Origin of the sequence: Candidatus Pantoea bituminis (assembly GCF_018842675.1) — a bacterium.
In the GTDB taxonomy this organism is placed as follows: Bacteria; Pseudomonadota; Gammaproteobacteria; order Enterobacterales; family Enterobacteriaceae; genus Pantoea; species Pantoea phytostimulans.
Genome location: NZ_JAGTWO010000004.1, coordinates 598,943 through 620,141, shown reverse-complemented (window position 1 = coordinate 620,141; position 21,199 = coordinate 598,943). Strand labels below are relative to the sequence as shown.

Sequence of the window (21,199 nt, the reverse complement as noted above, 5' to 3'; positions counted from 1 at the left end):
AATGGCGGCCTCTGCATGAGGCCGCTCAACGATTACTCGTCGATGGACGCTTTATAAGCATCAGCATCCAGCATCGAGTCGAGCTCTGACTCATCGCTGGCTTTGATTTGGAACAGCCAACCACCTTCATAAGGATCGCTGTTAACCGTTTCAGGCGAATCGCCCAAGGCTTCGTTGACGGCAACAATTTCACCGCTGATTGGCGCGTAGATATCGGAAGCGGCTTTAACAGATTCCGCTACCGCGCACTCTTCACCTGCGCTAAACGTTGCGCCAACTTCTGGCAAATCAACGAACACCATGTCGCCAAGTAACTCTTGTGCGTGCTCGGTAATGCCAACGGTATAAGAACCATCAGCGTTTTTACGCACCCACTCGTGGCTATCACGGTACTTCAACTCACTTGGCACATTGCTCATCGCCATTTCTCCTGAATAAAATTTATTGTGCGACCGGTTTACCGGCGCGGACAAAAATGGGTTTGGTTACCTTCACCGGCATTTCGCGGTTACGAATTTCTACCACTGCGCTGTCGCCCACGCCAGCCGGAACGCGGGCAAGGGCGACGCTGTAACCCAAAGTGGGAGAAAAGGAACCACTGGTAATAATGCCTTGTTGTGGCTGACCTTGTTCATCAGTAAAGCGAACTGTTAAGCCGTTACGCAGCACCCCTTTTTCAGTCATGACCAGACCCACCAGTTTTTCAGTGCCCTGCTTACGCTGCGACTCCAGCGCTTCGCGACCGATGAACTGACGATCGCTGGGTTCCCAACTCACCGTCCAACCCATGTTGGCCGCCAGCGGAGAGACACCTTCGTCCATTTCCTGACCGTAGAGATTCATCCCCGCTTCCAGACGCAGCGTATCGCGCGCGCCCAAACCAGCAGGTTTAACGCCAGCGGCGACTAAACGCTGCCAGAAATCTGCTGCTTCGCCCGCAGGCAGTGCAATTTCATAGCCCGCTTCGCCGGTATAACCGGTCGTCGCGATGAATAAGTCGCCCGCCTGCACACCGAAGAATGGCTTCATGCCCTCTACCGCTTGACGCTGTTCGGCGCTGAACAGCGTCTGCGCTTTTGCTGCGCCTGTGGCCCCTGAACAGCAATCAGCGCTAAATCGTCACGCTCGGTCAGCGAAATTCCATATCCCTCCGCATGTTCAGCGATCCAGGCGAGATCTTTCTCACGCGTCGCGGAGTTCACCACTAAACGGAAAAACTCTTCGGTCATAAAGTAAACAATTAAATCGTCAATAACGCCACCCGATGCGTTCAGCATCCCGGTGTAAAGCGCTTTGCCAGGTTGGGTCAGTTTCGCGACGTCATTGGCCAACAGATAGCGGAGGAATTCACGCGTGCGTGGACCCTTAAGGTCGACAATAGTCATATGGGAGACATCAAACATGCCCGCATCATTACGCACGGCATGATGTTCATCCATCTGAGAGCCGTAATGCAGCGGCATCATCCAGCCATGAAAATCCACCATGCGGGCACCGCAGGTTTGATGCTGTTCAAACAAAGGGGTTTGCTGAGTCATAACCATCCTGTGCAAAAGCGAGTGAGGTTCAACGTGCGTCAAATTTAGCGCCGACGCAAACGTTCTCTTAGGGTTGACGTTACCACCGAATGTGGCGTTTAACCATAAGCAGAACGAGGTCGAAACGAGGCACCAAGCGTAGCGAACTTTTTATTGCGTCAGGATAAAAAACCACAATTTTGTGATTTATCACGCATTAAATGCAGTTGCGGAGTTTATATGCAGTAAATTTATGCGTAATGACTCGCAGGATGTTAAAAAACCACTTTGGCGAAAAAGCTTTTGGGTAAATAAAAGTAATGCGAACAAGCGCGCAAAATTAGAATAAATCAAACGAGGCACAATCGCGGTGCGGGACTGCCTTTTTATGGTGCAATGCCTTTTTAGGCATAAAAAAAGCCAGCAAAATGCTGGCTTCATAAGCGGTGGGATAAGGAATTAACGTAGCCAGTCCGGCATATCGTTCAGGCCCATCGCCTGCTTTAACATCATCGGTTTCACACCTGGCAACGTGTCTGCCAGTTTCAGGCCAACGTCACGTAGCAGCTTTTTCGCTGGGTTATTACCCGCGAACAGTTCACGAAAGCCCTGCATGCTCGCCAGCATCAGCGCCGCGCTGTGTTTGCGACTGCGCTCGTAACGGCGCAAATAGAGGTGCTGGCCGATATCTTTACCTTCCTGATGAAGGCGACGAATTTCGCCAATCAACTCTGCCGCATCCATAAAACCGAGATTTACCCCTTGGCCTGCCAACGGATGAATGGTGTGCGCGGCATCGCCGACTAACGCCAGACGGTGTGCTGCAAAGTTACGTGCATAGCGCGCCGTAAGCGGGAATGATTTGCGCTCACTTTCCAAATGACACAAGCCAAGACGCATATCGAACGCCACCGCCAGTTGCTGATTAAACAGCGCTTCAGGCATGGTTTCAAGACGGCTTGATTCTTGCGGTGACAGCGACCAGACAATGGAACAAAGATGCGGATCTTGCATAGGCAGGAACGCCAGAATGCCGTCGCTATGAAACACCTGCCGCGCGATGCCATCATGCGGCAAGTCTGTGCGAATATTGGCAACCAAAGCGTGATGATCGTAATCCCAGAAGGTGACGGGGATATCGGCTTTGTTGCGCAGCCACGAATTAGCACCGTCAGCGGCAATCAGCAAACGCGCGCTTACCATGCTGCCATCTTGCAGGGTGATAAAGGCTTCATTGTCACCAAAAGCGACCTGTTGCAGCTGTGAAGGTGCTATTAACGTGACATCACTGCAGGCAGTGGCGCGTTGCCACAAGGCGCTGTGGATCGCCGGATTTTCAATAATATGGCCAAGATGTGACAACCCTTGGTGTTCATCGTCAAATGAGATGGAGCCAAAGCTATCCTTATCCCAGACTTCCATGCCGTGATAAGCGCTGGCGCGCAGCGATAAAATCGTCGGCCAGACATCCAGCTTTTGCAGCAAGCGTTCGCTCGCGGCGTTGATAGCCGACACGCGAATCGAAGGCAAGGCTTTGGCAGTAAATTGCGGTTCAGCCGCCTTCTCTAGCACGGCAACGCGCAGTCCACTGCCCTGCAAACCACAGGCAACGGCCAGACCTACCATGCCGCCACCGGCGATCACCACATCAAAAGTTTGCATCGCTGCCCCTTAAATTAACGCTTAACCCAGCCAAGCGTGCGCTCAGCCAGTTGATTTCGCAGCCACGGCAGATGATCCATCGCCAGTAAGCCCAGATTCCTGCCAACAATCAGCGGCGCATGGCTATTGGCGAACAGGCGCACTAATCCATCCGTGATGCCAATTGTGGTGTCGCGATCGTGCTGACGACGCTGCTGATAATGGTGTAATACCGCGTAACTGCCAGCATCCTGCTGGTGACGATGCGCCGCCGCCACAGTTTCCGCCAGTGACATCACATCACGCAGTCCAAGGTTAAAGCCCTGTCCTGCAATTGGATGCAGCGTTTGTGCTGCATTGCCCACCACCGCGACGCGATGCGTAACCTGCTGCGTCGCCTGCTGTAAGGCCAGTGGATAACATTCGCGCTGACCCGTTTGAATAAATTTACCTAAACGCCAACCAAATGCGCGCTGTAGCTGAGAAAGAAATTCGCTGTCGCTCCAGCTTTCAATCTGGCTGCGCGCAGCAAGCGGATGGCACCACACTAGCGATAGCCGATTGTTTGACATCGGTAATAACGCTAAAGGACCGTGTTCCGTAAAACGCTCGAAAGCGCGGCCCTGATGTGGAAGCTGCGTAGTGACGTTGGCAATCAACGCCAACTGATGATAATCCTCGGTTTGCCACTGAATGCCGCATGATGCAGCAAGCGCAGAACGTGAACCGTCTGCCGCCACTAATAAAGCGCTTTCCAGCTGTTCGCCGTTATCCAGCGTCACCTGCACCTTATCTTGCGTGCGCGTCGCCTGCATAACGCGGGCCGGGCAACGCAAGGTCACACCAGGCGCCTTTTTCAACGCGGCAAATAAACGTTGCCCAACATCAAACAGTTCTACCACTTGCCCCAGCGCCGGAATAGCCTGCTCTTCTGCGGTCATGGAAACAAAGCCGAGATGGCCCCGATCCGAAACGTGAATGCGCGTAATCGGCGTTGCGCAGCTTTCAAGGCTGCGCCAGATATTGATATCCGCTAACTGCTGGCATGTTCCTGCGGCAAGCGCAATTGCACGTCCATCATAACCGGGATGGGCGCGACTGGCGGGTTCGATACTTTCAATCAACGTCACTGGCAGCGTGCCTTGCGTGAGGTGTGAAATCGCCAGCGCCAGCGTTGCGCCAGTCATTCCGCCACCCGCAATGATAATACTCATGCGCGCTGTGCCGCCGCCATCAGGGCTTCAATCGCTTCCGGGTCTTTCACTACGCTGTCGGTGAGATTTTCGTTACCGGTTTCAGTGATCACAATGTCATCTTCGATACGGATACCAATGCCGCGGTATTCGGCTGGCACGTCTGCGTCTGGCGCGATGTAAAGACCCGGTTCGATGGTTAACACCATGCCAGGTTCAAGGATACGATCGCGACTTGGGGTGCCGTAATGCCCCACGTCGTGGACATCCAATCCCATCCAATGACTCAAACCGTGCATGTAGAATTGACGATGTGCATCTTCAGCGATCAAGGCATCAACTTCACCTTGCAGTACGCCCAACTCGACCAGGCCGGTGATCATGATACGCACCACTTCATCATTCACTTCACGAATGCTGATCCCGGGACGGAACAGCGACAATGCGGTATAGAGCGAAGCGAGTACGATGTCGTAGATTTCGCGCTGTGGCTGGTTGAATTTACCATTTACCGGGAAGGTGCGAGTGATATCACCGGCATAACCGTGGAATTCACAGCCGGCGTCAATCAGCACTAAATCGCCGTCACGCAATTCAGATTCATTTTCGGTGTAATGCAGAATGCAGCCATTCTCGCCTGAGCCGACGATAGTGTTATAGGAAGGGAAACGTGCACCGTGGCGACTAAATTCATGAAGAATTTCGCCTTCCAGCTGATATTCAAACATCCCAGGACGGCATTTTTCCATGGCGCGGGTATGCGCCAGCGCACTGATTTTTCCTGCCCGGCGTAGGATCTCAATTTCATCCGGGCTTTTGAACAAGCGCATTTCATGCACCCAAGGACGCCAATCAGTGACCGTTGCGGGCGCACTCAAGTTCTGGCGAAAACCACGACGCAATTTTTCGAGGGCGTTAAACACCAAAGTGTCGCTTTCGGCATACTCGCCTTGTGCGTGATAAACCACGTCCAGGCCATTCAACAGTAAATGCAGCTGATCGCCGATATCGTCCCAGGGTAGCGCACGATCCACGGCCAGTTTAGCGGGGGCAGCGTCTTGCCCCAGACGGCGTCCAAACCAGACTTCAGCAGTGAGATCGCGTACACGATTGAATAACACGCTGTGATTATGCGTTTCATTGCTTTTAATCAGCACCAACAACGCCTGCGGCTCGTTGAAACCGGTGAAATACCAAAAATCGCTGTTCTGACGAAACGGGTATTCGGTGTCATTGCTACGCGTCACTTCCGGCGCGGCAAAAATCAATGCTGCGCTGCCGGGTGCCATCTTAGCTAACAGCGCCTGACGACGCTGCTGAAAAGTTTCCAATGAAATCATGTCTGCACTCCCTGTTTATAAGAACGCTGTTGATAAGAACGCGGTTTACAAGCACGCGGTTAAAGAAGACGCTGTTGAAATGCGCCCGTCGGCGTCCTGAAATACCTGGCTTAGTGTAGCGTTGGTTTCTGCATTTCAGGCGCAGTCGGTTGCGGTCGGGTAAAGGTGTCATGACACAGCAGTGCCGCTACACGCACATACTCAACCACCTCTTCCAGCGACTGCTCTAGCTCTTCCTGATCTTCATCTTCGTCATAACCAAGCTGCGCAATGGTGCGTAAATCATCAATCGCTTCGCCGGTTTCGCCTGTGACTTTATCAAGCTTAGGCTGCGTCACACCAAGGCCAAGCAGGAAATGATTTACCCAGCCAGCCAGCGCGTCGGCGCGGTCAAATACCGTGATGTCATCTTCATCTGGCAACATCAGTTGAAAGAGAAAACCGTCATCTTCCAGAGCAGTGGCAATATTTTCATGCAGCGATTCCAGCGGCAGCGACAGGCTTTGCGAAAAAGCCATGCCTTCGTTGGCCAGATCGTGGACCAGCGCTTTCCAGCTCGTATCCTGATTTCCGCCACACAGGATGCCGCTAATCAGTCCGTGCATTTCTGCCGGTGTCATGCCAACACCCTGCTGAGAGAGCGCCGCCGCTAGTGCGTTGTAATCAGGAGTTGCGTTCTGTAAGGACATAAGTTTTCATCGTCGTTGGCGGAATAAGTTCGTGTTATGCTACCACTAGCTGCCTCAAGGTTTCCAGAAAAGGGGTTGTAACTTATTTCGCGGGTCTATATAGTTGCCCGCCTCCCAAGCCATTGACTGCTAAGGGAGTTGCGGGCTAAGTAATCAGTCAGGAAGGGTGGCATGTCTGCACAACCGGTAGATTTACAAATTTTTGGTCGTTCGTTGAGAGTGAATTGTCCGCCTGAACAGCAAGATGCGCTGAATACTGCGGCCGAAGATCTCAATCAACGGTTGCAAGATTTAAAAGTTCGCACTAGAGTCACCAATACAGAACAACTGGTGTTCATCGCCGCGTTAAACGTCTGCCACGAGTTGGCACAAGAAAAAGGCAAGACGCGCGATTATGCTGCTAATATGGAACAACGTATTAGAATGTTGCAGCAGACGATTGAACAGGCATTAGTTGAGCAAGGTCGCATTACTGATCGCGAAGATGCGAAGTTCGAATAAAACTTCATGGTTGCTATGATAGAGTAACGGTGAGGTAAATTTTCTCTGAGATGTTTGCATGTGGGCCAGTCCCCTGAGCCGATATTTCAAAAAAACAGAATGTGACGCTCCGTAACCTGTGAGCATGCTCGGTCCGTCCGAGAAGCCTGATGGTTGCGACGGCATATTCACCTTGAACCAAGGGTTCAAGGGTTACAGCCTACGGCGGCATCTCGGAGATCTCTTCTTTGTAGTCCTGGTTTTCTTCCCCACGTTGCATGATTGCAATGCATGATATAGTTTGCTTCTTCAGCGGCTTATCCTGTGGGGAAACCATGTCAGAACCCTCTTTTTTACTGCGTCAGGATATTCGTCAACATGTGCGTCATTTGCGCCGTGCCTTAACCGACGATCAGCAAGAAAATGCTGCTGACCTTCTTGCCGAACATGCCATCAATCTCGCCCCCATCACTGAAGCACAAAACGTCGCCCTGTTTTTATCGGTAGATGGTGAACTCAACACGCGCCCGCTGATTGCTAAACTCTGGCAACAAAGAAAACAGGTTTACCTGCCGGTGCTGCATCCCTTTTCACCCGGAAATCTGCTGTTTATGCGCTACACGCCAGAGACCTCTCTCACGCTCAACAAGCTGCGCATTCCTGAGCCACCACTCGATATCCGTCATCTGATTACGCTTGATCAAATTGATGTGATGATGGTGCCTCTGGTGGCGTTTGATCGTCAGGGACAACGGTTGGGCATGGGCGGCGGTTTTTATGACCGCACGTTGCAGAATTGGAAACAGCATGGTTTTTTACCGGTTGGTTTGGCGCATGATTGTCAACTGGTCGATGCGCTGCCGGTTGCGGAATGGGATGTACCGCTGCCTGCGGTGTTAACACCGTCAAAGCTCTGGCAATGGGAATAAAAAGAGGCGCTAAACAGCGCCTCTTACCGTATGTATATCCGCTTCTATACCCTAAATAATGGGCGTTGCAGGAAGGCGACAAGTTAGCTCATTCCCAGGAGCTTACACAAGTAAGTGACCCGGGTGAGCTAACATAGCCAACGCATCTGCGGCTTGAGCTATGACGGAGATAATGATCAGTAAAGCAAACGAGCGCGTATCGTGCCCGGAATGGCTTTCATCAGGTTCAGTGCTTTATCAGCCAGCTCTTTCTCAGCATCAATATCAATCACCACATAACCCATATATGGCGACGTTTGTAGGTACTGCGCAGCGATGTTAATGCCCTGCTCAGCAAATATTTGGTTGATTGCCGTCAGCACGCCCGGACGGTTTTCGTGGATGTGCAGCAAACGGCTGGCGCTGACACCATGCATTGGTAGCGACACTTCTGGGAAATTCACCGCAGAAAGCGTAGAACCGTTGTCGGAATATTTCGCCAGTTTACCGGCTACTTCGATCCCGATATTCTCCTGCGCTTCTTCGGTAGAACCACCAATGTGTGGCGTAAGAATCACGTTATCAAACTCGCTAAGCGGGGAGATAAATGGATCGCTGTTGGTTGCTGGCTCCACCGGGAATACGTCGATTGCAGCACCACCGACATGCTTACTCGCCAATGCATTACACAGGGCTGGAATATCAACAACCGTGCCACGTGAAGCGTTAATCAGCAGCGCGCCTGGCTTCATCTGCGCCAGCTGATCTGCACCGATCATATCTTGCGTCGACAGTGTTTCAGGCACATGCAGCGTGACGACATCGCTCAGGTTCAGCAGTTCATTAAGACCACGCACCTGTGTTGCGTTGCCCAACGGCAGTTTATTTTCGATGTCATAAAAGTAAACATGCATGCCCAGGCTTTCAGCCAGCACGCCTAACTGCATACCGATATGGCCATATCCAATGATGCCAAGCTTCTTGCCGCGAGCCTCAAACGAGCCTTTCGCGTTTTTGTTCCAGATACCGCGATGCGCTTTGGCATTGGCTTCTGGAATACCGCGCAGCATCAACAGCATTTCACCAATTACCAGTTCGGCTACCGAACGGGTATTTGAGAATGGCGCATTAAAGACCGGAATACCGCGTTTGGCAGCAGCATCCAGATCGACCTGGTTGGTCCCAATGCAAAAGCAGCCAACAGCGACCAGCTTTTCAGCTGCTGCAAAGATCTCTTCAGTCAGTTGGGAGCGGGAACGGATACCGATAAAATGCGCATCGCGGATGGATGCTTTTAACGCCTCCGAATCCAATGCACCTTTGTGGAATTCAATATTGGTGTAACCTGCTGCACGCAGATTATCCAGCGCGCTCTGATGGACACCTTCCACCAGCAGGAACTTAATTTTGTCTTTTTCCAGTGATACCTTTGCCATTTCCCGACCCTATTCAGTATTCAACGAGGGCTACCATAAGCCAGCCTTCTGTCAAAATATCAAAATTTACGCGTCCGGCAATACAAACGATTGCCTGGCTACCAGCACGGCAACGTCCAGCAGCAGCACATTGCCGTACAAAATCGGGATCTGAGCAATTAAGGGAGAACGAACCCGCTGCCAATGCCGCTTATGTGACATAAGTCACCAAATTTCATCCCTGTAAGAAAAGATGTTTCACGAGAAGAAATTAGTGGCATACCGACAGTGCCGGGCAGATCATTTTTTGATGGTTCTAACGCCATCCGGGCCGCCGATCAATGCAATATCCGCAGAGCGTGCAGCAAAAAGTCCAACGGTCACCACGCCAGGCAAAGCATTAATCGCTTTTTCTAAAGCAATAGGGTCAAGGATGCGGAGATTATGCACATCAAGAATGATGTTGCCGTTGTCGGTAACCACTTTCTGACGGTATTCAGGCAGGCCGCCCAGCTTAACCAGCTCACGCGCCACGAAGCTACGCGCCATAGGAATGACTTCAACCGGCAGCGGGAAATGGCCGAGTACATCCACTTCTTTAGAGGTGTCGGCGATACAGATAAAGGTGTCCGCTACCGCAGCCACAATCTTCTCACGCGTAAGTGCCGCACCGCCGCCTTTGATCATTTGCATCTGTGGATTGATTTCATCGGCCCCATCAACGTAGATCGATAAGCTATCGATTTCGTTCAGGTCAAATACCTGAATGCCTAGGCTTTTCAGTTTCTGGGTAGAGGCTTCCGAACTCGAGACAGCGCCTTCAATTTGATGCTTCATCGTAGCAAGCGCATCAATAAAGTGTGCAGCGGTCGAACCGGTGCCAACGCCAACCACTGTTCCTGGCTGCACATAATCGAGTGCAGCCCAACCTACGGCTTTTTTCAGTTCATCCTGGGTCATGATATGTTTAAAACCTGTGCGACAACGGAGTGCGCGTAGTATAAAGCAAGGCTTGTTAAAAATGCTCGGGTGAGTGTGCTGGATTAATCGCTTTGGAAGCCAGCCCACAAAAAGTTAGACATCCGTCACATGTGGCACTTTTATGGCATAGTAACGTCCATCCTGAAGGAGAGAGAACAAGAATGAAACGCCCCGATTACCGAACGCTTCAGGCGCTGGATGCTGTGATACGTGAACGCGGCTTTGAGCGCGCCGCACAAAAATTATGTATCACCCAATCTGCGGTCTCACAGCGTATCAAACAGCTGGAAAACCTGTTTGGTCAGCCACTGTTAGTACGTACCGTACCGCCCCGCCCAACCGAACAAGGGCAAAAATTACTCGCGTTGTTGCATCAGGTAGAGTTGCTGGAAGAAGAATGGCTCGGTGGCGATGATAACAGCGGCACTGCGCCGCTGCTGCTGTCGCTGGCAGTTAACGCCGACAGTCTGGCAACCTGGCTGTTACCCGCACTGAAAGATGTACTGGCTGATTCGCCGGTGCGACTCAATTTACAGGTCGAAGATGAAACCCGCACGCAGGAACGCCTGCGTCGCGGCGAAGTGGTGGGTGCAGTGAGTATTCAACCTCAGCCGTTACCCAGCTGCCTGGTTGATCAGCTTGGCGCTTTAGATTATCTGTTTGTCGCCTCACCCGATTTCGCCGATCGCTTCTTTCCAAATGGCGTGACGCGTTCAGCACTGCTAAAAGCGCCTGCGGTGGCATTTGATCATCTTGATGATATGCATCAGGCATTTTTGCAGCAGAATTTCGACTTATCACCGGGCAGCGTGCCCTGTCATATTGTGAACTCATCGGAAGCGTTTGTGCAGATGGCCCGTCAAGGTTCAACCTGCTGTATGATTCCGCACCTGCAAATTGAGCGTGAACTGGCTAGCGGCGAGCTGATCGACTTGACGCCGGGCCTGCAGCAACGTCGTATGCTTTACTGGCATCGCTTTGCGCCAGAGAGTCGTTTGATGCGTCGGGTAACTGATGCGCTGATTGCGCATGGACATCGCGTTTTGCGACAGGATGATGTTGCAGCGTAAGATGAAGAAACGGGGCGAAATGCCCCGTTTTGCTTTATGGCGTATTGGGTTTGATTTCAAACACCACATCAACCTGATCATCAAAGTTGATACTTTGCTGATCATAGGTTTCCTGTGCAGAGGTATCCGCAGGTGCCGCCGCCGCTTTATACATGCGGGCCATTGGCATCGGTTGATAATTTGAAACCTGATAACGAATGCTGTAAATCGAGCCCAGCTTGGCATTAAATCCTTCTGCCAGTTCTGAGGCTTGCTGAGTTGCATTTTTAATCGCGGCTTTACGCGCTTGCTGTTTATAGTCGTTTGGATTGGCTACGCCCAACTCAACGCTGCGAATCTCATTCAGACCCGACTTCAGTGCCCCATCCAACAAATCATTAAGCTTATCGAGATGACGTAACGTCACCTGTACTTCACGCACAGCACGATAGCCTTTCAGAACCGATTTACCCTCTTTGGTATAGTCGTATTCTGGCTGTGTGCTCAGATTTGCGGCATCAATATCTTTTTTCTCAATGCTGTTTTTCTGCAGAAAATCAAAATATTGCTGAACGCGCCCATCTGCTTGTTTTTTGGCATCAGCGGCGTCTTTTGACGACACGTTCACCACAATTGATAAGGTCGCAATATCCGGGCGGGCATCAACCGTTGCCTTGCCTGAAGTGACGACATGCGGTCCATTAGGTAATTCATCAGCTTGTGCGCTTAAAGGTAATCCAGCGCTCATCATTGCGGCCAAAGCCAATGCTTTCAGTTTCATGAAAGTCCTCCTTGAAGATGTCAATTCAATAGCTTCCAACGCGGCGAAGCCCAAAACGCATAGCGATGCGCCATGCTTTGAGTGGTGATTATGGCAAAAGTTCTGCTCAACGCCGCTTAAACGTCAGAACTATCGCAGTGACATGTGCACATAACGCTAATTCAGTGACGTCATGTTTCGGACAATGTTCTTATTAGCTGAAGGCTGGCTTTTTGCGGGCTTTAATTTTTAAAACGTAGCAAGCGCAGGCGATTTGCCTGCGCTTGAGAAACAGCAGTTAAATTAGAAGCTCGTAATGCTCTGACTTGCCAATTGAAAGGCGATGAACCACATGATCGTGCCCACCAGCAGGTTGATAATGCGCTGAGCGCGTGCGGTGCGCAGCAGCGGAGAAAGCCAGGCCGCTAACAACGCCAATCCAAAGAACCACAAAATAGAGGCGCTAATGGTGCCGAACGCGAACCATTGCCGTGCTGATTCTGATGCAAACTGGCTGCCTAAACTGCCCAATACCACAAAGGTGTCCAGATAAACATGCGGATTAAGCCATGTAACCGCCAGCACGGTGGCAATGATGCGCCAGCGGCTCTGCTTGATGGCTGTCTCCTCAGACAACGTCACATCGCCGCTAAAGGCCGTACGTAACGCTCCCCAGCCATACCACAGCAAAAACGCGACGCCAGCCCAGGTAATTAGCATGAGCAGCAGTGGCGATTGGCTCAGTAATGCGTTTCCGCCGAAAATCCCGGCACAAATGAGCGCGATATCGCTCAACGTGCAAAGGGCTGCTGTCATAAAGTGATATTGACGCTTAACACCCTGATTCATGACGAAAGCATTTTGGGGGCCAAGCGGCAGAATAAGTGCTGCGCCAAGCGCAAGCCCTTGAAAAAATACAGATAACACAGGGAGATATCCTTACATCGGTGCGATGCAAAGGATTATAGTGACGCGAGATGATTAGTGGAAATTGAAAAATTTAATGTTTGATTAGATAAATTAATGGGCGGCATCGCACCGCCCATTGTGTCATTAAATTTTCGTTTGCACGGGTTGTTCCGCTTTGACGGGTTCAGCCGATTCTGCTGCGTCGGCTTGCTTGGTGTGATGGAAATGCACATCCATCTGCGGGTACGGAATACCGATACCTTTTGCATCCAGTGCGCGTTTAAAGTTCTTCAGCAGGTCCCAGTAAACATCCTGCAGATCACCGCTGTTGCTCCAGCAGCGCACCACAAAGTTAAGTGATGATGCAGCAAGCTCATTCAAGCCAATCTGGATGCCCTTGTCTTTCAAGACGCGATCGTCAGCTTCAACCACTTCCTTCAATAGCGCGATCACTTCATCCACATCCGCGTCGTACGCTACACCAATGATGAACTCATTCCGACGAACCGGTTCACGTGAAAAATTAACAATGTTGCCACTGATAATTTTGCCGTTTGGCACCACAACCATCTTGCCATCAGCACTTCTCAGCGTAGTAGAGAAGATCTGCACATTCAGTACGGTACCCATTACGCCGCCGAGATCGACAAACTCGCCAGTACGGAACGGACGGAAGGTCACCAGCAGCACGCCAGCCGCGAGATTCGAAAGCGAACCCTGCAATGCCAAACCTACGGCTAAACCGGCAGCACCCAGTACGGCAATGACGGAGGCGGTTTGCACCCCAACGCGACCCAGCGCAGCAATCACGGTAAAAGCGATTACGCCATAGCGCACCAGCGCAGAAAGAAAGTCCGCTACGGTTGCATCAATGTGACGTGCCAGCAGCAGGCGATTCACCCCATTAGATATAATGCGGGCGATGATCATCCCGACGATAATAATGGCAATTGCCGCCACAATATTGACTGCATAGCTCAGAAGCAGCGCTTGGTTACGTACCAGCCAGCTACCCGCAGTGTTGATACCATTGACGACGTTTAAGTCTTCCATTAGTAAGCCCTGTTGTTAATTCCCGTCGGGAAAGCACAAAAACTGCCAGATGTAATCCGACACCCGTGATCAAGGGTAATCAATTATCCAGCGAAGCGCCAAACAGCAGAGGAATTAAGTGAAATTTCCAGAATAACGGACATAAAAAAGGCCCTTTCGGGCCTTTTTTGTACTGTAACGAAGAATTAATTACAGTACGTCAACTGCGTTGAGCTCTTTGAATGCTTGCTCAAGACGCACCACCATGGATACCTGAGCAGAGCGCAGCCATACGCGTGGGTCGTAGTATTTCTTATTCGGCTTGTCAGCACCTTCTGGATTACCCAGCTGCGCTTGCAGATAGCCTTCGTTCTTTTTGTAGTACTGCAGGATGCCGTCCCAGGTTGCCCATTGGGTGTCGGTATCGATGTTCATCTTGATCACGCCGTAGCCGATAGACTCTTCGATTTCTGCAGCAGATGAACCTGAACCACCGTGGAAAACGAAGTCCAGTGCGTTATGCGCCAGGCCATGTTTCTTGGTCACGAATTCCTGAGAATCACGCAGGATGGTTGGTGTCAGCTTCACGTTACCTGGCTTATAAACGCCGTGAACGTTACCGAATGACGCAGCGATAGTGAAACGTGGGCTGATGGCATTCAGTTTTTCGTAAGCGTAGTTAACGTCTTCTGGCTGGGTGTAGAGTGCAGATGCGTCCATATGGCTGTTGTCGACGCCATCTTCTTCACCGCCGGTGCAGCCCAGTTCGATCTCCAGCGTCATATCCAGTTTGGCCATACGCTCAAGATATTTGCTGCAAATTTCGATGTTTTCTTCCAGTGATTCTTCAGACAGGTCGATCATGTGTGAAGAGAACAGCGGTTTACCGGTTTTCTTGAAGTGCTCTTCGCCAGCGTCCAGCAGGCCGTCGATCCACGGCAGCAGTTTCTTCGCACAGTGGTCGGTATGCAGAATAACAGGCACGCCATACTGCTCAGCCATCAGGTGAACATGATAGGCACCGGCGATAGCGCCGAAAATTGCCGCGCCCTGTGGCTTGTCGGTTTTGAAACCTTTACCGGCGATAAATGCAGCACCACCGTTAGAGAACTGAACGATAACGGGCGCTTTCGCTTTCGCCGCCGCTTCCAGAACCGCGTTGATAGAATCGGTGCCGACGCAGTTTACCGCTGGCAGGGCGAATTTATTCTCTTTCGCCACTTTGAAGATCTTCTGTACGTCGTCACCAGTGACTACGCCGGGTTTAACGAAATCAAAAATTTTAGACATGATTGTGTCCTGTTTCGTGATCGTGCTTCCCCTTAAAAGGGGTACGATTTAAACGCCCAATCGGGCAAGTCTTCAGGCGACGCCATCTGGCATCGCCCCCAAAGGATTACTGCTTCGCACGCTCTTCCAACATGGCAACCGCTGGCAATTTTTTGCCTTCGACGAATTCCAGGAACGCGCCGCCGCCGGTTGAGATGTAGGAAATTTTGTCTTCAATGCCGAACAGGTCGATTGCCGCTAAGGTATCGCCGCCGCCTGCAACAGAGAAAGCTTCGCTGTCTGCAATAGCGTTGGCAACGATTTCGGTGCCTTTACGGAAGTTCGGGAATTCGAACACACCCACCGGGCCGTTCCACAGGATGGTTTTCGCATCTTTCAGAATGGCAGCCATCGCCTGTGCAGTTTCGTCGCCGAAGTCCATAATCTCTTCGTTATCCGCCACTTCGGAAACCTTTTTCACGGTAGACGGGGCAGTTTCAGAGAATTCTGTGCCAACGCGAGAATCAGTTGGAACCGGAATACCGTACTGATCGCGCAGCTCTTTTGCTGCGGCTACAAAGTCTGGCTCGTACAGCGATTTACCGACGTTGTTGTCGATTGCGACGAAGGTGTTAGCGATACCGCCGCCGACGATAACTTTGTCAGCGATTTTAACCAGTGATTGCAACACGTCGAATTTGGTCGATACTTTTGACCCACCCACGACTGCGACCAGCGGACGCTGCGGGTTGTTCATCACTTTACCCAGAGCTTCCAGCTCGGCAGAAAGCAGCGGGCCTGCACATGCGATAGGCGCGAATTTACCTACGCCGTGGGTTGAAGCTTGTGCACGGTGCGCAGTACCGAAAGCATCCATCACGAATACGTCGCACAGTGCAGCGTATTTTTTAGACAGTGCTTCGTCATCTTTCTTTTCGCCTTTGTTAAAGCGAACGTTTTCCAGAACCACCAGCTCACCTGCACCGACTTCAACGCCTTCAAGGTATTCTTTAGCCAGGGTAACGTTAGTGCCGCTCAGCTTATCTTTCAGATAGTTAACGACCGGCAGCAGAGAGAACTCTTCGTTGTATTCACCTTCGGTCGGACGACCCAGGTGAGAGGTAACCATCACTTTCGCGCCCTGTTTCAACGCCGCTTCGATGGTAGGCAGAGAAGCACGGATACGTGCATCAGACGTCACTTTCCCTTCTTTCACTGGTACGTTGAGATCGGCACGGATCAGAACGCGTTTGCCAGCAAGATCCAGATCGGTCATCTTAATTACAGACATGGTGAATCCTCTCGTTGATTCTCGTAAGTTTTGCCAGACGCAGACCGCGTCTTACCTGAAACCGCTTGCGGCCATTGCTAACGTCGTGTCGAGCATTCGGTTAGCAAAGCCCCATTCGTTGTCACACCAAACCAAGGTCTTGATCAGGTGCTGACCGCTGACCCGCGTTTGCGTACCGTCCACAATGGCACTGTGCGGATCATGGTTAAAATCGACTGAGACTAACGGTAATTCTGTATAGTCAACTATACCACGAAATGCACCCTCTGCCGCGCTTTGCAACAAAGCGTTAACTTCACACGCCTTTACGCCCTGACGCACAGAAACACTGAGATCAATGGCTGTCACGTTGATGGTCGGCACACGCACCGCTATCGCTTCAAAGCGGTCGTTGAATTTCGGAAAAATACGGGTAATGCCAGCCGCTAAACGCGTATCCACCGGAATGATTGACTGACTTGCTGCACGCGTGCGGCGCAGGTCGCTGTGATAAGCATCAATCACCTGTTGATCGTGCATCGCCGAGTGAATTGTCGTTACTGTGCCAGATTCGATGCCAAAGGCGTCGTCCAGCAGCTTGATCACGGGGATAATGCAGTTCGTGGTACAGGATGCATTGGACACGATGCGGTCAGATTGTTTAAGAGCCTGTTCGTTAACACCGAACACCACTGTTGCGTCGAGGTCGTTGCCACCCGGATGGGAGAACAAGACTTTTTTCGCACCCGCTTGCAGATGTGCTTCACCATCCGCACGCGATCCGTAAACGCCGGTACAATCCAGCACTACATCCACGTTCAGCTCGCGCCACGGCAACCCCTTTAGTTCGGCCTGATGCAAGATGCGAATGGTGTCATCACCCACCCACAACAGATCGCGCTCCTGACGCACATCAAACGCGAAACGACCGTGGCTGGTGTCGTACTTTAGCAAATGCGCCATGCCGACAGCTTCTGCCAGCTCGTTGATCGCCACCACGGTGATTTCAGCACGTCGCCCTGTTTCATACAGTGCGCGCAATACGTTGCGTCCAATACGGCCAAAACCATTTATTGCTACCCGGACGGTCATCTTTCTCCTGCCAAATCTGACTGAAAAAACGTGCCGTTAGCCTGAGCGTTCTCCTGCGTTTTGTACAGGAGATTATTACCCGGCATCGTCCGAAACAGGATTATCTGAAGCAACAACTGAAACGGTTCAGCGAGGATAAGGGAAGGAAGGAATAACAGGAATGATTGTGATCAATTACGCTGCTTATATTTGGATCTGCGTCACAAATATGCATAAAAAACGATTATTACTGTAGGAATAAAGCGTCAAAAAGGGACGAATGCGCTCGTCCCTTATAAGCATGCTAAACAGCGCGGCTGCGCTGCTATAGTATCCCGTTACGCTAACAGCGCTTTGGCTTTTGCCACGACGTTGTCGACGGTAAAACCAAACAGTTCAAACAGCTGGTCAGCCGGAGCGGATTCGCCGAAGCTGGTCATACCGATGATTGCGCCGTTCAGACCGGTGTATTTAAACCAGTAATCTGCAATGCCCGCTTCGATTGCTACGCGTGCGCTGACGGCTTTTGGCAGCACAGACTCACGGTATTCATCGCTCTGCTTGTCGAATGCATCAGTAGATGGCATAGACACGACGCGCACTTTACGGCCTTCGCTGGTCAGCTTGTCGTAAGCAGCTACGGCCAGCTCAACTTCTGAACCGGTGGCGATCAGGATCAACTCAGGCGTGCCTGCAGAATCCTTGAGCACGTAACCACCACGCGCTACGTTTGCCAGCTGCTCAGCGGTACGTTCCTGCTGTGCAAGGTTCTGACGCGAGAAGATCAGCGCGCTTGGGCCGTCTTTACGCTCAATGGCATATTTCCATGCCACTGCAGATTCAACCTGGTCACATGGACGCCACAAGCTCATGTTTGGCGTGGTACGCAGGCTCGCCATTTGCTCAACCGGCTGGTGCGTTGGGCCATCTTCGCCCAGACCGATAGAGTCATGGGTATAAACCATGATCTGACGGATCTTCATCAGTGCCGCCATACGCGCCGCGTTACGCGCATATTCAACGAACATCAGGAAGGTTGCGGTGTAAGGCAGGAAACCACCGTGCAGCGCCAGACCGTTAGCAATTGCGGTCATACCAAATTCGCGCACGCCGTAGTGAATGTAGTTACCGGCTGCATCTTCATTGATTGGCTTGGATCCAGACCAAATAGTCAGGTTACTTGGCGCCAGGTCAGCGGAACCGCCTAAATATTCTGGCAGAATCTTACCGAAAGCTTCGATAGCATTCTGTGACGCTTTGCGGCTGGCGATTTTGGCTGGATTAGCCTGCAGCTGCTCAACAAATTTCTGCGACTCTTCTTGCCAGTTAGCAGGCAGTTCGTTGCTTACGCGACGCTTGAATTCAGCCGCCAGCTCTGGGTTTTCTTTAGCATAGGCCGCAAACTTCTCGTTCCAGGTTGCTTCTTTCGCCTGGCCAACTTCTTTCGCATCCCATTCAGCATAGATTTCTGAAGGAATAACGAACGGCGCATGTTCCCAGCCCAGCTGTTTGCGGGTCAGTGCGATTTCGTCGTCGCCCAGCGGTGCGCCGTGTGAATCGTGCGTACCGGCTTTGTTTGGAGAACCGAAACCGATCACGGTTTTGCACATCAGCAGTGAAGGCTTGTCGCTAACCGCTTTCGCTTCTTCGATGGCTTGAGCAATTGCATCTGCGTTATGACCATCAACGCCGCGCACCACGTGCCAGCCATACGCTTCGAAGCGCTTAGCGGTGTCGTCGGTGAACCAGCCATCAATGTGACCATCGATAGAAATGCCGTTGTCATCATAAAAGGCAACCAGCTTGCCTAACTTCAGCGTACCCGCCAGCGAGCAAACTTCGTGTGAGATGCCTTCCATCATGCAACCATCGCCCATGAAGACGTAGGTATTGTGATCTACGATGTCATGGCCTGGACGGTTGAACTGCGCTGCCAGCGTACGCTCGGCAATGGCGAAGCCTACTGCGTTAGCGATGCCCTGGCCCAGCGGACCGGTGGTGGTTTCAACGCCAACGGTGTAGCCGTATTCCGGGTGACCTGGAGTTTTAGAATGCAGCTGACGGAAGTTTTCCAGCTCGCTCATCGGCAGATCATAGCCGGAAAGGTGCAGCAAGCTGTAAATCAGCATGGAGCCGTGACCGTTAGAGAGGACAAAACGGTCGCGATCGGCCCACAGTGGGTTAGTTGGGTTGTGATTCAGGTAGCCACGCCACAGTACTTCGGCGATATCCGCCATGCCCATTGGGGCACCCGGATGTCCCGATTTAGCTTTCTGTACTGCATCCATACTTAATGCGCGAATGGCGTTGGCGAGCTCTTTACGAGAGGGCATTTTCTACTCCAGGTCGGATTAATGCTTAGCGTCTTAACTTATTGTAATTAATCAGTTATCAAGCGAAGCAAGGAAAAAGTTGCACATCAATGTACATGAAACTAAGGGCAAAAGTACATGCTGCAAATGGCTAAATGTCTCCGCTTCGTCTGGCTTTCTCAGCGTAGTCTGCTAGCAAAGCGTGAGACACCGCGTTATAAAAAACACCTTTAAATACCTGCCTATGTTTCAGGTGTTTGTTTTTCTTACCTTGTTACCAAAAGGATGATGGAATGAAAATCCAAAAAACGGCTGTAGCTCTTGGAATTACAGTGCTGCTGAGTAGCTGCGCCGGGTTTGACAATAATGCGCTACTGCAATCTGGTGCGCAGGCGTATCAGGCTTACACGCTGAGCGATGATCAGGTGAAACAGCTGAGCAATCAATCTTGTGAACAGATGGATAAAGAGAACCAGATTGCGCCCGCCAACAGTGAATATCAGCAGCGTTTAAATAAGATTGCCGCCGCACTCGGTGACAACATCAATGGCGTTCCTGCCAATTACAAGGTTTATCAAACCAAAGACGTTAACGCATGGGCAATGGCCAACGGCTGTATCCGTGTTTACAGCGGCTTGATGGATATGATGACCGATAATGAAGTAGAAGGTGTACTCGGCCACGAAATGGGTCACGTTGCCTTGGGCCATACGCGCAAAGCGATGCAGGTTGCTTACGGCACTACCGCTGCGCGCACTGCAGCCGCGTCGGTTGGTGGCGTAATCGGTTCGCTTTCGCAATCTCAGTTAGGCGAGTTGGGTGAGAAACTGGTTAACGCGCAATTCTCGCAGACGCAAGAATCGCAGGCTGATGATTACTCCTATGACTTGATGAAGAAACGCAACATCGATCCAAATGGATTGGTCACCAGTTTTGAGAAATTAGCGAAGCTAGAGGAAGGACGCCAAAGCACAATGTTTGATTCGCATCCTGCCTCTGAAGAGCGTGCGGAGCATATTCGCGAACGTATCGCGGCAGACAGTAAGTAGTTTTCTGTTGGAGATAGTGCTGTCCTCTATCCCGGCCTTCCCCTGTCAAGCGGAGCAAGGAGACGCTGCCAAAAACAGCTTCAATGCCCACATAAAGCAGCGTCTTCCTCCTCCCTTTATGGGAGAGGAGCGAGGTGGGGGAAGCCAGCACAATGCCGTTTCGAAAGGAGACGCTGCCAAAAACAGCTCAAACGCTTACATAAAGCAGCGTCTTCCTCCTCCCTGTATGGGAGAGGAGCGAGGTGGGGAAAGCCAGCACAATGCCGTTTCGAAAGGAGACGCTGCCAAAAACAGCTTAAACGCTTACATAAAGC

Annotated in this window: 19 protein-coding genes, 1 other RNA gene and 1 pseudogene; 5 read left to right on the top strand and 16 right to left on the bottom strand. The window is 51.5% G+C overall.

Translation table 11 applies throughout. The features are described from left to right. Positions 1-32 precede the first annotated feature (32 nt). The 6 genes and pseudogenes from gcvH to KQP84_RS06660 form a co-directional block, all read right to left on the bottom strand. A complete protein-coding gene (gene gcvH / locus KQP84_RS06685; protein ID WP_215845683.1) occupies positions 33-419 on the bottom strand; it encodes a glycine cleavage system protein GcvH in 387 nt (128 codons plus the stop codon). 22 nt (positions 420-441) lie between these two features. After that, positions 442-1,538: pseudogene (gene gcvT / locus KQP84_RS06680) on the bottom strand (glycine cleavage system aminomethyltransferase GcvT). A 438-nt stretch (positions 1,539-1,976) separates the two neighbouring features. Then, the gene (gene ubiI, locus KQP84_RS06675) at positions 1,977-3,179 is read right to left on the bottom strand and encodes an FAD-dependent 2-octaprenylphenol hydroxylase (RefSeq protein WP_215845682.1); all 1,203 of its coding nucleotides are present in this window, start codon (positions 3,177-3,179) and stop codon (positions 1,977-1,979) included. A gap of 14 nt (positions 3,180-3,193) precedes the next feature. Next, positions 3,194-4,372, bottom strand: a complete 1,179-nt coding sequence (gene ubiH, locus KQP84_RS06670) for a 2-octaprenyl-6-methoxyphenyl hydroxylase (protein WP_215845681.1) — start codon at positions 4,370-4,372, stop codon at positions 3,194-3,196. After that, the gene (gene pepP, locus KQP84_RS06665) at positions 4,369-5,691 is read right to left on the bottom strand and encodes a Xaa-Pro aminopeptidase (RefSeq protein WP_215845680.1); all 1,323 of its coding nucleotides are present in this window, start codon (positions 5,689-5,691) and stop codon (positions 4,369-4,371) included. The genes ubiH and pepP overlap by 4 nt, the downstream gene beginning before the upstream one ends. A 110-nt stretch (positions 5,692-5,801) precedes the next feature. Continuing rightward, positions 5,802-6,380: a YecA/YgfB family protein gene (locus tag KQP84_RS06660; RefSeq protein ID WP_215845679.1), complete on the bottom strand. Its 579-nt coding sequence runs from the start codon at positions 6,378-6,380 to the stop codon at positions 5,802-5,804. Between the two features lie 171 nt (positions 6,381-6,551). Between KQP84_RS06660 and zapA the strand changes: the two genes are divergently transcribed. The 3 genes from zapA to KQP84_RS06645 all read left to right on the top strand — a co-directional run bounded on the left by zapA (position 6,552) and on the right by KQP84_RS06645 (position 7,789). Then, the gene (gene zapA, locus KQP84_RS06655) at positions 6,552-6,881 is read left to right on the top strand and encodes a cell division protein ZapA (RefSeq protein WP_215845678.1); all 330 of its coding nucleotides are present in this window, start codon (positions 6,552-6,554) and stop codon (positions 6,879-6,881) included. A gap of 39 nt (positions 6,882-6,920) precedes the next feature. After that, positions 6,921-7,104: non-coding RNA, 6S RNA (ssrS, locus tag KQP84_RS06650), on the top strand. A 91-nt stretch (positions 7,105-7,195) separates the two neighbouring features. Then, positions 7,196-7,789 (top strand): 5-formyltetrahydrofolate cyclo-ligase, encoded by a 594-nt coding sequence (locus tag KQP84_RS06645; RefSeq protein WP_215845677.1) that lies wholly within the window; start codon positions 7,196-7,198, stop codon positions 7,787-7,789. Between the two features lie 176 nt (positions 7,790-7,965). On the opposite strand, the gene serA is transcribed toward KQP84_RS06645, so the two are convergent. The 3 genes from serA to rpiA all read right to left on the bottom strand — a co-directional run bounded on the left by serA (position 7,966) and on the right by rpiA (position 10,143). Beyond that, entirely contained in the window at positions 7,966-9,204 is a 1,239-nt protein-coding gene (gene serA, locus KQP84_RS06640) for a phosphoglycerate dehydrogenase (RefSeq protein ID WP_215845676.1), read from the bottom strand. 66 nt (positions 9,205-9,270) lie between these two features. Continuing rightward, positions 9,271-9,405 (bottom strand): hypothetical protein, encoded by a 135-nt coding sequence (locus KQP84_RS25765; RefSeq protein WP_256449267.1) that lies wholly within the window; start codon positions 9,403-9,405, stop codon positions 9,271-9,273. A 78-nt stretch (positions 9,406-9,483) separates the two neighbouring features. Further along, positions 9,484-10,143 carry a ribose-5-phosphate isomerase RpiA gene (gene rpiA, locus KQP84_RS06635; RefSeq protein ID WP_215845675.1) on the bottom strand — a complete coding sequence of 220 codons (660 nt, stop codon included), beginning with the start codon at positions 10,141-10,143 and terminating at the stop codon, positions 9,484-9,486. Between the two features lie 182 nt (positions 10,144-10,325). Here rpiA and KQP84_RS06630 point away from each other — a divergent pair, with 182 nt between their 5' ends. After that, a complete protein-coding gene (locus KQP84_RS06630) occupies positions 10,326-11,234 on the top strand; it encodes a LysR family transcriptional regulator ArgP (RefSeq protein ID WP_215845674.1) in 909 nt (302 codons plus the stop codon). A gap of 34 nt (positions 11,235-11,268) precedes the next feature. On the opposite strand, the gene KQP84_RS06625 is transcribed toward KQP84_RS06630, so the two are convergent. The 7 genes from KQP84_RS06625 to tkt all read right to left on the bottom strand — a co-directional run bounded on the left by KQP84_RS06625 (position 11,269) and on the right by tkt (position 19,857). Continuing rightward, positions 11,269-11,994 (bottom strand): oxidative stress defense protein, encoded by a 726-nt coding sequence (locus KQP84_RS06625; protein ID WP_215845673.1) that lies wholly within the window; start codon positions 11,992-11,994, stop codon positions 11,269-11,271. 282 nt (positions 11,995-12,276) lie between these two features. Further along, the gene (gene argO / locus KQP84_RS06620) at positions 12,277-12,900 is read right to left on the bottom strand and encodes an arginine exporter ArgO (RefSeq protein WP_215845672.1); all 624 of its coding nucleotides are present in this window, start codon (positions 12,898-12,900) and stop codon (positions 12,277-12,279) included. A 126-nt stretch (positions 12,901-13,026) separates the two neighbouring features. After that, positions 13,027-13,935 carry a small-conductance mechanosensitive channel MscS gene (mscS, locus tag KQP84_RS06615; RefSeq protein ID WP_215845671.1) on the bottom strand — a complete coding sequence of 303 codons (909 nt, stop codon included), beginning with the start codon at positions 13,933-13,935 and terminating at the stop codon, positions 13,027-13,029. A gap of 189 nt (positions 13,936-14,124) precedes the next feature. After that, complete coding sequence (gene fbaA / locus KQP84_RS06610; protein ID WP_215845670.1) at positions 14,125-15,204, bottom strand: class II fructose-bisphosphate aldolase; 1,080 nt, start codon at positions 15,202-15,204, stop codon at positions 14,125-14,127. Positions 15,205-15,310: 106 nt separating this feature from the next. Continuing rightward, the gene (gene pgk, locus KQP84_RS06605) at positions 15,311-16,474 is read right to left on the bottom strand and encodes a phosphoglycerate kinase (RefSeq protein ID WP_215845669.1); all 1,164 of its coding nucleotides are present in this window, start codon (positions 16,472-16,474) and stop codon (positions 15,311-15,313) included. A 51-nt stretch (positions 16,475-16,525) separates the two neighbouring features. Further along, entirely contained in the window at positions 16,526-17,545 is a 1,020-nt protein-coding gene (gene epd / locus KQP84_RS06600; protein WP_215845668.1) for an erythrose-4-phosphate dehydrogenase, read from the bottom strand. Between the two features lie 317 nt (positions 17,546-17,862). Then, entirely contained in the window at positions 17,863-19,857 is a 1,995-nt protein-coding gene (tkt, locus tag KQP84_RS06595) for a transketolase (protein WP_215845667.1), read from the bottom strand. A 272-nt stretch (positions 19,858-20,129) separates the two neighbouring features. Here tkt and loiP point away from each other — a divergent pair, with 272 nt between their 5' ends. Further along, the gene (loiP, locus tag KQP84_RS06590; protein WP_215845666.1) at positions 20,130-20,885 is read left to right on the top strand and encodes a metalloprotease LoiP; all 756 of its coding nucleotides are present in this window, start codon (positions 20,130-20,132) and stop codon (positions 20,883-20,885) included. The last annotated feature ends 314 nt before the right edge of the window (positions 20,886-21,199 follow it).

Coding starts and splice junctions, on each gene's coding strand:
- gcvH (WP_215845683.1), bottom strand. CDS start 419: ATGAGCAATGTGCCAAGTGAGTTGAAGTACCGTGATAGCCACGAGTGG.
- ubiI (WP_215845682.1), bottom strand. CDS start 3,179: ATGCAAACTTTTGATGTGGTGATCGCCGGTGGCGGCATGGTAGGTCTG.
- ubiH (WP_215845681.1), bottom strand. CDS start 4,372: ATGAGTATTATCATTGCGGGTGGCGGAATGACTGGCGCAACGCTGGCG.
- pepP (WP_215845680.1), bottom strand. CDS start 5,691: ATGATTTCATTGGAAACTTTTCAGCAGCGTCGTCAGGCGCTGTTAGCT.
- KQP84_RS06660 (WP_215845679.1), bottom strand. CDS start 6,380: ATGTCCTTACAGAACGCAACTCCTGATTACAACGCACTAGCGGCGGCG.
- zapA (WP_215845678.1), top strand. CDS start 6,552: ATGTCTGCACAACCGGTAGATTTACAAATTTTTGGTCGTTCGTTGAGA.
- KQP84_RS06645 (WP_215845677.1), top strand. CDS start 7,196: ATGTCAGAACCCTCTTTTTTACTGCGTCAGGATATTCGTCAACATGTG.
- serA (WP_215845676.1), bottom strand. CDS start 9,204: ATGGCAAAGGTATCACTGGAAAAAGACAAAATTAAGTTCCTGCTGGTG.
- KQP84_RS25765 (WP_256449267.1), bottom strand. CDS start 9,405: ATGTCACATAAGCGGCATTGGCAGCGGGTTCGTTCTCCCTTAATTGCT.
- rpiA (WP_215845675.1), bottom strand. CDS start 10,143: ATGACCCAGGATGAACTGAAAAAAGCCGTAGGTTGGGCTGCACTCGAT.
- KQP84_RS06630 (WP_215845674.1), top strand. CDS start 10,326: ATGAAACGCCCCGATTACCGAACGCTTCAGGCGCTGGATGCTGTGATA.
- KQP84_RS06625 (WP_215845673.1), bottom strand. CDS start 11,994: ATGAAACTGAAAGCATTGGCTTTGGCCGCAATGATGAGCGCTGGATTA.
- mscS (WP_215845671.1), bottom strand. CDS start 13,935: ATGGAAGACTTAAACGTCGTCAATGGTATCAACACTGCGGGTAGCTGG.
- fbaA (WP_215845670.1), bottom strand. CDS start 15,204: ATGTCTAAAATTTTTGATTTCGTTAAACCCGGCGTAGTCACTGGTGAC.
- pgk (WP_215845669.1), bottom strand. CDS start 16,474: ATGTCTGTAATTAAGATGACCGATCTGGATCTTGCTGGCAAACGCGTT.
- epd (WP_215845668.1), bottom strand. CDS start 17,545: ATGACCGTCCGGGTAGCAATAAATGGTTTTGGCCGTATTGGACGCAAC.
- tkt (WP_215845667.1), bottom strand. CDS start 19,857: ATGCCCTCTCGTAAAGAGCTCGCCAACGCCATTCGCGCATTAAGTATG.
- loiP (WP_215845666.1), top strand. CDS start 20,130: ATGAAAATCCAAAAAACGGCTGTAGCTCTTGGAATTACAGTGCTGCTG.